Genomic DNA, 14,713 nt, shown 5'->3' on the forward strand with positions numbered 1-14,713 from the left:
GGGGCGGAAACAGGTCTGCCCGCCCGTCCGGAGACCCCCCAGCTCCCGGATGTCACCGACATCCCCCGGACGGAAGCCGCCGGTGCCGTACCCGGTCCCGCTGGTCCCCAACTGCCCGGACCGCGACCCGAACCGGCGCCGGAATGTCCCCAAACCGTCCGAAGTCCCGGAATTCCATGGAGTTCTTCGCATCTCCGTTCCTCCGGGGGCCTTCGGAGCCCCAAGATCTAGGGATCCGACGCACGTATGAACAAGAACATCCGCCGTTCGATCGTCATAGCCGCCGGTGTCACCGGCGCCTGGGCGCTCGGTTCGGCCGCCGCAAGCGCGGACGAGCTGCCCGCCTCCACCCTCTCCGTACCGGACACGACCACCGACGCGACGGCCGCGGCCGACAGCGCCGATGACCCCGGCCTGCTCGGCGCCGTAACCGGCACCGTCAACGGCGTCGTCTCCGACGTGACCGACACCGTCTCCGGCGTCACCGACGGCGCCACCAGCACGGTGACCGAGACGGCCTCCGACACCGCCGGTACGGCCAAGACGGCGCCCGCCAGCACCGCCGAGCAGGCCCGCCGTTACGTCGACGCCAAGGTCACGGTCCCGTCCTCCGCCACCTCTGCCACCTCCGCCAAGGCCGCCAAGGCAAAGGGCGCCGCCCAGGTCATCCATGGCGCCAAGGCCGCCCGCGCGGACAAGGCGGCCGCTCAGGCCGGGGCCCATCTCTCCGCGGACGCCCGCGATGCCGTCGCCGATGTCAGGAACGCATCGCAGGACGCCCCGGAGCTCCCCGGCACCATCGACTACCTCTTCGGCCCCCTCGCCGCCTTCGCCCCCGAGCTGGAGAAGGCGCTCGCCGCCGCCCAGACGAAGCTGCAGGGCACACAGGCGGCGGCCCGTTCGCAGGCGCAGGGCGTCGAGGGCGTCGTACGGACGAAGGCGCAGTACGCCGTCGCGGGCGCGGGTCGCACCGCGGCCGGTGTGCAGGGCGCCGGGCAGGCCGCCGTCGCCTACGCCGACAGCAGGACCGCGGGCACGGCGACGGCCGCCAAGTCCACCGCCACGGGCAAGGCCACCGCGGTCAAGACGGCCGCCGAGGCATCCGTCTCCGCCGTCCCCGGCCATGTCACCGGCACGGTCGGCGGCGTGGAGCAGCGGGTCGTCGGCACGGTCAGCGCCGTCCCGGGCACGGTCACCCCGGTCGTCGGGCAGACCGCCGACGCGGCCGTCCCGCCGATCGCCACCGAGGCCGTGCACGGCGTGCGCCCGGTTGCCGGGCACGCCGTCGAGGGCGTCGTCCCCACAGCCCAACACGCTGTTGCCGGTGTAGTCCCCACCGCCACCCACGCCGCGGCCGGGGTGACCCCGGTCGCCGGAAACGCGGTGGCCGGCGTCCAGCCCGTGGCCGTCGGCGCCGTGGCCGGGGTGCAGCCGGTCGTCGGCCAGGCGGTGGACGGCGTCGTTCCGGTCGCCCAGGGCGCGGTGGCCGGGGTCGCCCGGACCGCCGGGCACACGGTCGATGCCGCGACGGCGCTGGCGTACGGCGTCGTCGCCGACGTCCAGCCCGTGGCCGGCCAGGCCGTCGCCGGCGTCCAGCCGATCGCCACCGGTGCGGTCCAGGGCGTTCAGCCGGTCGCCGCCGGTGCGGTCCAGGGGGTCCAGCCGGTCGTCGGCGGTGCTGTCCAGGGCGTGCAGCCGGTGGCCCACGGCGCGGTCGGCGACGTACAGCACTTCGCCCACGGCACCGTTGCCGATGTCCAGCCCATCGCCTCCGGCGCCGTCTCCGACGTTCAGCCGGTCGTGCAGGGCGTCGCCGCGGACGTACCGCCGTACGCCACCGGTCTGGTCGGTCAGGTGACCGGGGACGGCAGTGGTGCCGTCCTGCCGCCCGTCGCCGGCACCGCCGTCCACGGCGTCGTGCCGGTCGCCGGGCAGGCCGTCGCGGACGCGGGTGCGCTGGCGTACGGCGTGGCCGGCGATGTGCGGCCGTTCGCCGGCGGGGTCGTCGGCGAGGTCGACCCGTTCGCGCACGGGGTGGCCGGGCAGGCCGTCCCCTTCGCCGGGGGGGTCGCCGCTCATGCGCAGCCCTTCGCGTACGGCGTCACCGGCGCCGTGCAGCCCGTCGTCGACACAGTCGTCGACACCGTTCAGCCGGTCGCGCAGGGCGTCGGCGGCAGCGCCACGACCCTGGCGTACGGCGTGGCCGGCGATGTGCGGCCGTTCGCGGGCGGGGTCGTCGGCGAGGTCGACCCCTTCGCGCACGGTGTCGCCGCGCAGGCCGCGCCCTTCGCCGAGGACCTGACCGGCACGGTCCAGTACTCGGCTGGCCCGCTGGCCGGCAACGCGAGCACCGGTGTGCAGGGGGTCGCCCAGTCGGTCACGCCGGGTTACGCGCAGGACCTCTACCAGCAGGACCTCTACCAGGGGGGCGCGTACCACAGCTGACCGCACCACCCCGGCGTCGTACGACGGCTCCCGGCGGAGCCGCGTACGGCGCACCCGCCGCCACGGCGGGCGTGACCGCGAACGCACGCACCACCCGCGTCCGCGACCCGCGCCCGCCGAGGCGACCGACCGACTCCGCGGGGCCAAGGGACCCGGACGGCCGAACACCGTCGGCCGATCCGACCGGAACCCCGCGGAAGGGCCGGTGATCCCCATTGGGGTGGGGATCACCGGCCCAAAACCCACAGGGGCGGCCCATTCGTGCCCCTTCGGGCTGCTCAAGGGACCTCACCGGGTCAACCCCAGCCCGGTGAGGTCCTTCCCGTTGCGCTACCGGCGCGCTACCGGAACCTCACAGGCGGCACGCTGTGCCAGAGATCTTTGCTGATGGCGGCATCATGTGACAGGTATCACCGCTCAGGTGTGACCCTCGATTTAGGGGCCTCCTGCAAGCAGCGATAACCTGCGAGACGGACATGCCGCGCGCTCGGACACCGTGTGCGCCTCCCTTGTGACAGACGGCGGACGTCACGTTGCCCTTCGCGGCACGCCCACGCATCCAACGAACCGCGAGATCACTGATAGGGACGGAAGCGCGTGGACCTGTTCGAGTACCAGGCGAGGGACCTCTTCGCCAAGCACGATGTACCGGTGCTGGCCGGTGAAGTCATCGACACGCCTGAGGCGGCCCGCGCAGCCACTGAGCGCCTCGGTGGCAAGTCCGTCGTCAAGGCACAGGTGAAGGTCGGCGGCCGTGGCAAGGCCGGTGGCGTCAAGCTCGCCGCGACCGCGGACGAGGCCGTCGCCCGGGCGACCGACATCCTCGGCATGGACATCAAGGGCCACACGGTCCACAAGGTCATGATCGCCGAGACGGCTCCGGAGATCCTGGAGGAGTACTACGTCTCCTTCCTCCTCGACCGTGCCAACCGCACCTTCCTCTCCATCGCCTCCGTCGAGGGCGGCATGGAGATCGAGGAGGTGGCGGCCACCCGCCCGGAGGCCGTCGCCAAGATCGCCATTGACGCTATCGACGGCGTGGACGAGGCCAAGGCCCAGGAGATCGTGGCCGCGGCGAAGTTCCCGGCCGAGGTCGCCGACAAGGTCGCCAACGTCCTGATCAAGCTGTGGGACACCTTCATCAAGTCGGACGCCCTCCTCGTCGAGGTCAACCCGCTCGCGAAGGTCGCCTCCGGTGACGTCATCGCCCTCGACGGCAAGGTGTCGCTCGACGAGAACGCCGAGTTCCGCCACCCCGAGTACGAGGAGCTCCACGACAAGGACGCGGCCAACCCGCTCGAGGCCGCGGCCAAGGCGAAGGGCCTCAACTACGTCAAGCTCGAGGGCGAGGTCGGCATCATCGGCAACGGCGCGGGTCTCGTCATGAGCACCCTGGACGTCGTCGCCTACGCCGGTGAGAACCACGGCAACGTCAAGCCGGCCAACTTCCTGGACATCGGCGGTGGCGCCTCCGCCCAGGTCATGGCCAACGGTCTGGAGATCATCCTCGGCGACCCGGACGTCAAGTCCGTCTTCGTCAACGTCTTCGGTGGCATCACCGCCTGTGACGAGGTCGCCAACGGCATCGTCCAGGCCCTGAAGCTCCTCGAGGACCGTGGCGAGGAAGTCACCAAGCCGCTCGTCGTCCGCCTCGACGGCAACAACGCCGAGCTCGGCCGGCAGATCCTCACCGACGCCAACCACCCGCTGGTCCAGCGCGTCGACACCATGGACGGCGCGGCCGACAAGGCCGCCGAACTGGCTCACGCCGCCAAGTAAGCACTCAGGACGAGGACACAACACACCATGGCTATCTGGCTCAACAAGGACAGCAAGGTCATCGTCCAGGGCATGACCGGCTCCACGGGCATGAAGCACACCAAGCTCATGCTCGGTGACGGCACCGAGGTCGTGGGCGGCGTGAACCCGCGCAAGGCGGGCACCTCCGTGGACTTCGACGGCACCGAGGTACCGGTCTTCGGTACCGTCAAGGAGGCCATCGAGAAGACCGGCGCCAACGTCTCCGTCATCTTCGTGCCGGAGAAGTTCACCAAGGACGCGGTCGTCGAGGCCATCGACGCCGAGATCCCGCTGGCCGTCGTGATCACCGAGGGCATCGCCGTGCACGACACGGCCGCCTTCTGGGCGTACGCCGGCAAGAAGGGCAACAAGACCCGCATCATCGGCCCGAACTGCCCCGGCATCATCACCCCGGGTCAGTCCAACGTCGGCATCATCCCGGGCGACATCACCAAGCCGGGCCGCATCGGCCTGGTCTCGAAGTCCGGCACGCTGACGTACCAGATGATGTACGAGCTGCGTGACATCGGCTTCTCGACCGCCGTCGGCATCGGTGGTGACCCGATCATCGGCACCACGCACATCGACGCGCTCGCCGCCTTCCAGGCCGACCCCGACACCGACCTGATCGTCATGATCGGCGAGATCGGTGGCGACGCCGAGGAGCGGGCCGCGGCCTTCATCAAGGAGAACGTGACCAAGCCGGTCGTCGGCTACGTCGCGGGCTTCACCGCGCCCGAGGGCAAGACCATGGGCCACGCCGGCGCCATCGTCTCCGGTTCGTCCGGCACCGCCCAGGCGAAGAAGGAGGCCCTCGAGGCCGCCGGCGTCAAGGTCGGCAAGACGCCGACCGAGACGGCGAAGCTGGCTCGCGAGATCCTCGGCGGCTGAACGTAGTTACGGCCGCAGTTACGGCTGTAGTTGCGGCTTTAGTTACGGCACCCAGCTGAACGCCGGTAGGCCCGTTCCCTCTGTGGGAGCGGGCCTACCGGCGTTTACTCGACCTGCGGTGCCAGTCTCTCCGGCCCGTTCTGCATCTCGGACCGCAGCTTCGCCCTCAGCTCCAGCTCCGCCTCCGACAGCGGCCCCGGCGCCACTCTCGGCGGTACCCCGCGCACCGTCGCCCCCGGCGGTACCGGTGGCTCGTATCGGGTCGGTGCCGTTCGCAGTGTCAGGGCCGTCGTGCCGATGAGGGCCACGGTGAACGCGATCGCCGCTCGCGTCCAGAAGCGGGCCCGGCGTTCGCTGCCGTCGCGTACCGTCGTCGGCTTGGCCGCGCGCAAGCGCTCCACAGAGGCCAGTTCGGCCAGACGGCGGTTGAGTTCGGTGGGGTCGGACAGACCCGGGATGCGGGCGGCGACCGTGGCGCGGGCGTGGAGGAGGCGGTTCGCGGCCGCCGGGGTGCTGGCCTCCGTCTCCGCCGCCGTTTCGGGCAGGTCGAGGCCCACACCGTCGTAGAGAAGAAGCGTGCGGCGCTGTGACGCCGGGAGTTCGAGGAGTACGTCCAGCAAGGCGCGGTCGGACGCGTCCGGCGGCGGGGGTTCGGGGTGCCGGTATCGGGGGCGGAACCGGTGCCAGGGGGAGAGGGCGCAGTCGTACGCCGTCGCCCGCACCCAGCCCGCCGGGTCCCGGTCACGGGCCACCTCCGGCCAACGCTGCCAGGCGAGTTGGAAGGCCCGCTCGACCGATTCGCGGGCGAGTTCGCGGCGGCCGGTGAGCAGGTACGTCTGCCGTACGAGGGCGGGGGCGCAGAAGGCGTAGAGAGCGTCGAAGGCCTGGGCGGGGGAGAGGGGGCGCCGTTCGGGTGGCTGACGTGCCATCACCTCAAGCTCTTCCGGGGCCTGCTGAGCCTCCGTCTTCTCCGCGAGGGAGCTGAGCACTTCCGCGTACGCCTCTCTCCTCCCGCCGGGACTCTGCGTCATAACGCGCCCTTTCGTACGAAAAAGTACATAAACATATATTGAGCGACACATCGGAGGTTCGCCTGTTACGACGGAAAAGCGCGTGTCGTTGGGAGCATGGCGGGCGTGATCGACATGACCGCTCGCAGAACGCCCCCGTCGTCCCTGCTCACGCGGCTGCGCGGCCGAACGCCCGGGCTGGGCGCCAGCCTTCTGTCAGGCGCGGTGGCGGCGGGGCTGGGGCTGGGTGTGTTCGCCGTGCTGGTGATGGTGCTGTGGGTCAGTTCGCCGTATCCGGACAGCGGGCCGGGGGGCGCGCTGCGGATCGCCGCCGTGCTGTGGCTGCTGGCGCACGGCGCCGAACTGGTCCGCACCGACACCCTCTCCGGCGTCCCCGCGCCCATGGGTGTCACGCCGATGCTGCTGCTCGTACTGCCGGTGCTGCTGGTGCACCGGGCGGCACGCGACACGGCGGCGGACGGCGGCGATGGGATGCCACTGGTGCCGGGGCGCACGGCGTGGGCGGGCGTCGTGCTCGGGTACCTCGGGATCGGGACGGCGGCCGCGGTGTACGCGGCGGGGGGCGAGCTGCGGCCCGCGTGGTGGTGGACCGGACTGTGGGTGTCGGCGGTCGTGATGGGAGCGGCGGGGGCGGGGGTGTGGACGGCGTGCGGACGGCCGCCCGAGGTGGTGGAGCGTGTGCTGGCCGGGCTGCCGAGATGGGTACGGCGGCTGGTGCCCGGGGTGCGGGCGCGCGCCCGTCTCGGCGCGGCGGCGCGTGCGGCCGTGGCCGGCGCGGCGGCCCTGGTCGGAGGCGGGGCGTTGCTGGTGGGCGGGTCGCTGGTGTGGCACGGCACGGCGACGCGAGGGTCATTTCTGCAACTGACGGAGGGGTGGTCGGGGCGGTTCGCGGTGCTGCTGCTGTGCCTGGCGCTCGTGCCGAACGCGGCGGTGTGGGCGGCGACGTATGCGCTGGGCCCGGGTTTCGTGCTCGGGGCGGGGCATGTGGTGGCGCCGGCGTCCTCGGCCCCCACGCCGTTGCTGCCGCCGCTTCCGCTGCTGGAGGCGCTGCCGGACGCGGGGGTTGCGGGGCCTGTGCAGTGGGGGGTCGGGGCGGTGCCGGTTGTGGCGGGGGTGGTGGTCGGGTGGTTTGTGGCCGGGGCGGCGACGGGGGGTGGGCGGGCTGCTGAGGAGGTTCGGACCCAGGGCGGGCGGGCCGCTGAGGGGTATCGGACCCAGGGCGGGCGGGCAGCTGTCGCGGCCCCGTCTCGGGCTGGGCACGTGGCTGCTGAGGTCTGGTCGGGCGGGCGTACTGCCGCGGTTGCCGTGCTGGCTGCCGTGTTCTGCGCGGTCGTGGTCGCTGTGCTGGCCGCTCAGTCGGGTGGGCCGCTGGGTGTCGGGATGCTCGCGAGCTTCGGGCCGGTGTGGTGGCAGGCGGGGGCGGCGACGCTGGCGTGGGTCGCGGGGCTGGCGGTCCCTGTGGCGGTGCTCGTGCGGGCGTGGCGGTGCCGGGCGGGGGCGGTGCGTCGGGCGGAGCAGGGGAGCGAGACGCAGGGGGCGCGGATCGGCAAGCCGCGGGTGGAGGCGTCGGGGAAGGGCGGCTCGGGGGATGGCGGCTCGGGGAAGGGCGGCTCGAAGGACGGCGGCTCGGGGAAGGGTGGCTCGGGTGAGAGCGGCTCGGATCCGGGTGGACGCCGGTTGCGGGAGCGGCTGCCGTTGGCCGGCGGGAGGCTGTCGCGGGCGGCGGAGTCGGGGGAGCGCGAGGGAGCGCCGACGGACTCCAAGACGGGTGCGAAGGCTGACTCGTGGACGGGCGCGAAGACGGACTCCAAGACGGGGCACAACGCTTACGGCGAGGAGGCCCCTGTCACGGCCCCGGCGCCGGACCAGTCCCTCCCGCAGCAGGGCAAGGACCAGGACGCCCGGTCTGCGCAGTACGCCGAGGATGCTCCCTACGAGGCTTCCGGCCAGGGCATCCCGCACCTGGCGTACGACCACGACACGACCTTCGAGCCGTACGACTACCCGCTCACCGAGCCGTCGCCGCAGCCGTCGGCCGAGCAGTCGCAGGAGCAACCGCCGGAGTCGTCACCCGAGCCGTCGCCTTGATCCTTAATCCGTCGTGCCCAGAACCCCCCGCAACTCCTCCGGCAAATGCTCATTGCACGCCTGCTTCGCCTCGTTCGTCAGCGCATCGTTCGTGCAGGTGTAGTAGTCGCTGTAGACCACCTGCGCCGTGAACCCGGCCGCGACCACCGCGATGGCCAGGGACGCCGTGACCAGGCCGCTCACCGCCGCTGTCGTCTGGGGGCGGCCGGTGGGGCGGGGGGCCGGGGTGTCCGGGTCGGGGGTGCGGGGCTTGGTGCGGAGGCTGGTGATGCCCCAGTAGAGGGCCAGCGCGCCGAGGAGCAGCGCGACGTACGGCCAGCTGAAGAGGGCGAAGAAGAAGGCCCACATACCGGAGAGCAGGGCGTAGCGAGCGCGGCGCTGGGCGGGGTCGGTGGGGTCCCAGCGCATGCCCGAGGTCGGGCCGCCGTTTCCGGGGCCTTCGGGGCCGCCGCGGGGGCGGTCGCCGAAGCCGTCGGGGGAGCGGCCCGGCTGGCGGTCGCTCCACTGGCTGCCCCAGGGGGAGTGCCCGCCACCCTCGCCCGACCCCTGCGAGCCGTCCTCGCCCGAAGGGCGCCGCGGCTGCCACGGGCGGTCCGGTGTGCCCTCCGGAGGGGGCGCGAAGGGGTTGTCGTCCTGGGCGCCGCTGCTCTGTTCGTCGCCGGGCTTCTTGCCCGAGGGCGCGTCGGGAGGCGAGGCGGGCCGCTCTCGCAGCAGGACGGCGCCACGCTTCCCTCCCTGCGCGGACTGCGGAGGGAGAGTGAGGAGTCGCAGGCTGCGGTCCGACATCAAGTGAGCGTCTTCCCCTTGGTGAACGACTGATCCGACATGAGCTGTCACTTCGTGAACGCACCGCACCACGACCGCGTTCCCGGGCCAGCTCCCCCAGACGCTACCTTCCGGCCACGCCCCCGTCCCGTGGGGGCTGCCCGTAGTGCCGGTATCGTTGCTGACGGTCGGCCGCTTCGTAGACTTCCCCGTATCCCGGGGCGCGATGCATTCGTACGAATATACAAAGCGTCGGCCGCATGAAGAACGCACCCCCGAGAAAGGGCCCCACCGTGGCCGCCAAGCCCGTGGCCGAGCGTGCCAAGCGCCTCGTCGTGCTGGTCTCCGGATCCGGCACCAATCTGCAGGCGCTGCTCGACGAGATCGCCGCCGTCGGTGCCGAGGCGTACGGCGCAAAGATCGTGGCCGTCGGTGCCGACCGCGAGAACATCGAGGGGCTCGCGCGGGCCGAGCGCGCCGGGCTGCCGACCTTCGTGCGCAAGGTCAAGGACTACGACAGCCGGGAGGAGTGGGACGCGGCGCTCGCCGAGGCCGTCTCCTCCTACGAGCCCGATCTCGTCGTCTCCGCCGGGTTCATGAAGATCGTGGGCAAGGAGTTCCTCGCGCGTTTCGGCGGGCGGTTCGTGAACACCCACCCGGCCCTTCTCCCCAGTTTTCCCGGCGCCCACGGCGTCCGTGACGCCCTCGCGTACGGAGCCAGGGTCACCGGCTGCACCGTCCACTTCGTCGACGACGGCGTCGACACCGGGCCGATCATCGCTCAGGGCGTGGTGGAGGTCCGGGACGAGGACGACGAGAGCGCTCTGCACGAGCGCATCAAGGAAGTCGAGCGAAGGCTGCTCGTCGAGGTCGTGGGGCGGCTCGCCCGCAACGGCTATCGCATTGAGGGACGAAAGGTAGTTATTCAGTGACCGCCACCGCCGAGAGCAACAAGCGGCCCCTTCGCCGGGCGCTCGTCAGCGTCTATGACAAGACCGGGCTCGAGGACCTCGCGCGCGGGCTGCACGAGGCCGGTGTCGAGCTCGTCTCCACCGGTTCCACGGCCGCGAAGATCGCCGCGGCGGGCGTCCCCGTCACCAAGGTCGAGGAGCTCACCGGCTTCCCCGAGTGCCTGGACGGCCGCGTCAAGACCCTGCACCCGCGCGTGCACGCGGGCATCCTCGCCGACCTGCGGCTGGAGAGCCACCGCGAGCAGCTCGCCGAGCTGGGCGTCGAGCCCTTCGACCTCGTCGTCGTCAACCTGTACCCGTTCCGCGAGACCGTCGCCTCGGGGGCGTCCCCCGACGAGTGCGTCGAGCAGATCGACATCGGCGGCCCCTCCATGGTCCGCGCGGCCGCCAAGAACCACCCGTCGGTCGCCGTGGTCACCAGCCCGGCGCGGTACGCGGACGTCCTCGCCGCGGTCAAGGACGGCGGCTTCGACCTCGCCGCCCGCAAGCGGCTGGCCGCGGAGGCCTTCCGGCACACGGCCGAGTACGACATCGCGGTCGCGAGCTGGTTCGCCAGCGCCTACGCGCCCGTCGACGACTCGATGTTCCCCGACTTCCTCGGCGCCACCCTGGAGCGCAAGAGCACCCTGCGCTACGGCGAGAACCCGCACCAGCCCGCCGCGCTCTACGTCGACGGCACGGGCGTCGGTCTCGCCGAGGCCGAGCAGCTGCACGGCAAGGAGATGTCGTACAACAATTACACGGACACGGACGCCGCCCGCCGTGCCGCGTACGACCACGCCGAGCCGGCCGTGGCGATCATCAAGCACGCCAACCCCTGTGGCATCGCGGTCGGTTCGGATGTGGCCGAGGCGCACCGCAAGGCACACGCGTGTGACCCGCTGTCGGCGTTCGGCGGCGTGATCGCGGTCAACCGCCCGGTGTCGAAGGAGATGGCGGAGCAGGTCGCCGAGATCTTCACCGAGGTCATCGTCGCGCCCGACTACGAGGACGGCGCGCTGGAGGCCCTCGCCAAGAAGAAGAACATCCGGGTCCTGAAGGCCCCGGCCGCGCCTTCCCACCCCGCCGAGGTCAAGCCCATCGACGGCGGCGCCCTCCTCCAGGTCACCGACCGCCTCCAGGCCGACGGCGACGACCCGGCCAACTGGACCCTGGCGACGGGTGAGGCGCTCACCGCCGAGGAACTCTCGGAACTCGCCTTCGCCTGGAGGGCCTGCCGGGCCGTCAAGTCCAACGCGATCCTGCTCGCGAAGGACGGCGCCTCGGTGGGCGTCGGCATGGGGCAGGTCAACCGCGTCGACTCCGCGAAGCTGGCCGTCGAGCGGGCCGGCGCCGAGCGCGCGCAGGGTTCGTACGCCGCCTCCGACGCCTTCTTCCCCTTCCCCGACGGCCTGGAGATCCTGACCGAGGCCGGCGTCAAGGCCGTGGTCCAGCCCGGCGGTTCGGTCCGTGACGAGCTGGTGGTGGAGGCCGCGAAGAAGGCGGGCGTCACGATGTACTTCACCGGGACGCGGCACTTCTTCCACTGATCCGCATGTGACGCAGGGCCCGCCGTTCGATCGACGGCGGGCCCTGCGTCATGTGGAACTGCGCAGCGCCGCCCAGGTGTTGGGACCCACCTGACCGTCCACCTCAAGTCCCTTGGAGCTCTGGAACTGCTTGACCGCGGACTCGGTGTCCCTGCCGAACTCGCCGTCCACGCCCGCGCTGCCGACGCCGTAGCCGCGCTTGGTGAGCATGCACTGCACCTGGACGACGCGTTGGCCCTTGTCGCCGTAGTCGGTGAGTTCGGTGCCGAAGTAGTACGTGCACTGGGAGATCCAGGGCGGGGTGGCGGGTGTGGTGGCGGTCTTGGTGGGGGTGGCGGTCGGGGCGGTGCCGCCACTGCTGCCGCCGCTGTCGTCGCCGTCGGATGTGGGGGCGGCTTCGTCGGTGGGGGTGGACTGCGTTGCGCCTGCGCCGCCTACGGGTGCGTTCGGGCTCTCTGACTTCTCGGCCTCCGCATCCCCCGGGCTGGTGTCCTTCCCCTTCCCCTTCCCTTTCTCGTTGTCCTTGTCGCCGGAGGGCGACGTGGAGGAGCTGGGGAGGGGAGAGGCGTGCGCGTCGTCGGGGGCGGTGCTGCCGACTGTCGTCGGTGCGGCCGAGGCCGTTTCGTCGAGGGACGGGCGGGTGAGGAAGAAGGCGCCCGCGGCGACGGCGCACACGGCGAGGCCGGCGGCGACGGCGAGGTGGGCCTTCCGCTTCTTCCCACCGCCCCCGTCCTCCGGCGACGGGGTCTGGATGGGGGTGGCGTGCTGCCAGGAGGGCGGTGCAGACGGTCCGAACGCGGTGCCGGGAGGCGCAGGCTGCTGTGCCGGCGCACGCAACTGGACGGTCTCGTGAACGGCGACCTGTTCCAGTACGTCGCAGGCCTGCCCCCGTGCCAGCAGCCGGGCGCTCAGAGGCTCGTGCCAGACGGCCGCGCGGCCGTGGCCGGCGGCCGTGGCGGCGTCGGTGAGCTGCCGTGGGGTGGGGCGCACGGCGGGGTCCTTGGCGAGGCAGGCGGACAGGAGAGCGGCCAACGCGGGGTCCCCGGCCGAGAGCTCCGCCATGATCTCCTGCTTGGGCTCCTCGAAGGCGACCCGGTGCATCACGTCGACGCCGGTGCCGTCCCCGAAGGGGGCGTGGCCGGTGGCGGCGTAGATCAGGCTCCCCGCGAGCGAGAAGACGTCGGAGGCGGTGTCGCACCGCCCCTCGCGCAGATACTCGGGCGCCATGAAGGCCGGTGTGCCGACCCTGCTCCCGGTCGAGGTGATCGCGCTGCTGTCGGCGGCCTGCGCGATGCCGAAGTCGATGACGTGCGCGCCCTGCGGGGACAGGATCACGTTGGACGGCTTGAGATCCCTGTGTACGACATCGGCGGCGGCCATCGCCGACAGGGCCTGCCCGAGGTCCGCCACCAGCCGCCACACGCCGGCCGGCGCCAGTGTGCCGCAGTCGCGCACGGCGTCGGCGAGGTTGAGGCCGGGCACGTACTGCGTCGCCATCCACAGCAGCGTGTCGTCGAACCCGGTGCCGAGCAGCTGCGGCGCACGCGGGGTGTGGACCCGGGCATGTACGGAGGCCTCCCGCTCGAAGCGCCTGCGGAAGCGGGGGTCTTCGGCGTACTCGGGGCGGATCACCTTGACGGCGGCGAGGCCGGGGGTGTTGTCGGCGGGGCGGGCGAGGTAGACCCGGCCCATGCCGCCGCTGCCGAGGAGGCCGAGGGGCAGGTACGGTCCGATGCGGCCGGGGTCGGTGCGTTGCAGCGGGGTCGCGCCCGCTTCTTGCAGTTGCTGCAGGCCGACGTCATCGGACGTCGGCCCGTGCGGCGGCACGGGTTGCCGCTGGTCGCTCATCTGTCCCCCGAGTGCTTTCTCTTCCCCAACGCGTCTTTCTTCCACGGTCGTTGACGAGGCTATCGCGCTGCTGGGCGACGGGGGGTGGTGGCGGTGAGCGTGACGACGTGACGCTCACCGCCACCGCGCAGCGGCGTCAGTAGTGGCTGATGGTCTTGCTGCGGTGATAGATGCGCGTCCCCGTCTCGAAGACGTAGACCCCGTCGCCCTGCATCACCTTGTGGAGGTGGTAGGCGCCGCCGTCGTGGTACTTGGAGGTGTCTCCGCGGTGGAGTTCCACGAACCCGAAGAGCCCGCCGCTCTTGTACCGCACGGCGGAACCGCTCCACTCCAGCCGGTCGTCGGCCTTGCTCCAGGTGGCGTCGCCGACCCATCCGTCGGCAGTCAGGTCGTAGCGCTTCTGCCACGTGATGGTGGCCGCCTTGGTCTGGGCGCCGAAGTATCCGTCGATGTCATAAGGCTCCATCAGGTGTTCGGCGGCCAGGATGCTCTGCCAGAGCATGACGATGTCGGTGTTCGAGGATTCGCTGCAGCCGTAGCAGAGCGAGTTGCCGAGTTCCTCGAAGTGGTCGCCGAAGTCGTCGGTGAGGCTGTCGTCGCCGTCCACGAACGTGGTGCCGTACGCCCCGGAGTTGTTCGCGTACGCGGCCTGTGCCGGGGTGACGGTGAGCAGAGTCGACAGGCCCGCGACCAGGATGCCGAGGCCGATCTTCCCCCGTAGCTTGGACATGGGTGTGTTCCTTTCGGGTGTGAGCGAGTGGATCAGCAACCGCTCGTGCTGCTGCCGAACTTGATGCCCTTGACCTTGTACGTACCGGCGAGGCCGCCCCCGGTGTTGCTCGCGGTGGACCCGATGCGGTCTCCCGAGCACGTTCCGTTGGTCCAGTAGTAGACGCGCTTGCTGCTCTTGTTGTAGATGCCGCCCACGGGATAGCCGTTGGGGTAGACGTTGGTCTGGAAACCGTGCATCCAGGAGCAGAGCTGGTCGGCGTTGCGTGTGTTCGTGCTGTACGAGCACTTGTGGCCGACGGAGGCGTTCCCTGTGACATCGGGGTCGTACTTGAAGAAGCACGCATAGCCCTGCGAACACTGGTTGCGGGCGAGGACGAGCCACTCACTGGCCTCCGACGCCGGAGTGACGGTGCCCGAGCCGAGGAGCAGGGCCTCGCCCGGTTCGACCGCGATCCGTTCGGCCGTCCCCGTGTGTGCGTTGCCGGTCGCGGCGCCCGCGGAGCCGTTGGCGGCGGTCAGCAGCCCGGCCGCCAGGACGGCGACGCCGAGCGCGGAAAGTGTCTTCGGGAGTCGTGCGGTGGTGGTGCTGCTCACTGTTGTTCTCTCCTCGTTC

11 protein-coding genes are annotated in these 14,713 nt (G+C 71.6%); 6 read left to right on the forward strand and 5 right to left on the reverse strand.

Going from position 1 to position 14,713, the window contains the following annotated elements:
- The first annotated feature begins 246 nt into the window (after nt 1-246).
- From EHO50_RS24055 to sucD, 3 genes are all read left to right on the forward strand, one after another.
- On the forward strand, nt 247-2,445 hold the full coding sequence (locus EHO50_RS24055) for a hypothetical protein (RefSeq protein WP_128433233.1): 2,199 nt from the start codon (nt 247-249) through the stop codon (nt 2,443-2,445).
- A 597-nt stretch (nt 2,446-3,042) separates the two neighbouring features.
- Nucleotides 3,043-4,224 carry an ADP-forming succinate--CoA ligase subunit beta gene (gene sucC / locus EHO50_RS24060; RefSeq protein ID WP_128433234.1) on the forward strand — a complete coding sequence of 394 codons (1,182 nt, stop codon included), beginning with the start codon at nt 3,043-3,045 and terminating at the stop codon, nt 4,222-4,224.
- Between the two features lie 27 nt (nt 4,225-4,251).
- Nucleotides 4,252-5,136, forward strand: a complete 885-nt coding sequence (sucD, locus tag EHO50_RS24065; RefSeq protein ID WP_128433235.1) for a succinate--CoA ligase subunit alpha — start codon at nt 4,252-4,254, stop codon at nt 5,134-5,136.
- 104 nt (nt 5,137-5,240) lie between these two features.
- Here the strand turns inward: sucD and EHO50_RS24070 are convergent, their stop codons facing one another.
- Nucleotides 5,241-6,167, reverse strand: coding sequence for a SigE family RNA polymerase sigma factor (locus EHO50_RS24070; RefSeq protein WP_128433236.1), 927 nt, complete (start codon nt 6,165-6,167; stop codon nt 5,241-5,243).
- A gap of 96 nt (nt 6,168-6,263) precedes the next feature.
- Here EHO50_RS24070 and EHO50_RS24075 point away from each other — a divergent pair, with 96 nt between their 5' ends.
- Complete coding sequence (locus EHO50_RS24075) at nt 6,264-8,255, forward strand: cell division protein PerM (protein WP_220096461.1); 1,992 nt, start codon at nt 6,264-6,266, stop codon at nt 8,253-8,255.
- A 3-nt stretch (nt 8,256-8,258) separates the two neighbouring features.
- On the opposite strand, the gene EHO50_RS24080 is transcribed toward EHO50_RS24075, so the two are convergent.
- Nucleotides 8,259-9,041, reverse strand: coding sequence for a hypothetical protein (locus tag EHO50_RS24080; protein WP_128433237.1), 783 nt, complete (start codon nt 9,039-9,041; stop codon nt 8,259-8,261).
- A 272-nt stretch (nt 9,042-9,313) separates the two neighbouring features.
- On the opposite strand from EHO50_RS24080, the gene purN reads away from it, so the two are divergent.
- Nucleotides 9,314-9,952, forward strand: a complete 639-nt coding sequence (purN, locus tag EHO50_RS24085; protein ID WP_128433499.1) for a phosphoribosylglycinamide formyltransferase — start codon at nt 9,314-9,316, stop codon at nt 9,950-9,952.
- Nucleotides 9,949-11,520 carry a bifunctional phosphoribosylaminoimidazolecarboxamide formyltransferase/IMP cyclohydrolase gene (gene purH / locus EHO50_RS24090; protein WP_128433238.1) on the forward strand — a complete coding sequence of 524 codons (1,572 nt, stop codon included), beginning with the start codon at nt 9,949-9,951 and terminating at the stop codon, nt 11,518-11,520. Before purN ends, purH begins: the two co-directional genes overlap by 4 nt.
- 48 nt (nt 11,521-11,568) lie before the next feature.
- On the opposite strand, the gene EHO50_RS24095 is transcribed toward purH, so the two are convergent.
- From EHO50_RS24095 to EHO50_RS24105, 3 genes are all read right to left on the reverse strand, one after another.
- Entirely contained in the window at nt 11,569-13,368 is a 1,800-nt protein-coding gene (locus tag EHO50_RS24095) for a serine/threonine-protein kinase (protein ID WP_128433239.1), read from the reverse strand.
- 136 nt (nt 13,369-13,504) lie between these two features.
- Complete coding sequence (locus tag EHO50_RS24100) at nt 13,505-14,098, reverse strand: peptidoglycan-binding domain-containing protein (RefSeq protein ID WP_128433240.1); 594 nt, start codon at nt 14,096-14,098, stop codon at nt 13,505-13,507.
- Between the two features lie 32 nt (nt 14,099-14,130).
- Entirely contained in the window at nt 14,131-14,694 is a 564-nt protein-coding gene (locus tag EHO50_RS24105) for a hypothetical protein (RefSeq protein ID WP_128433241.1), read from the reverse strand.
- Nucleotides 14,695-14,713 lie beyond the last annotated feature (19 nt).

The organism is Streptomyces cyaneus, from assembly GCF_004028635.1.
Taxonomy (GTDB): Bacteria; Actinomycetota; Actinomycetes; order Streptomycetales; family Streptomycetaceae; genus Streptomyces; species Streptomyces cyaneus.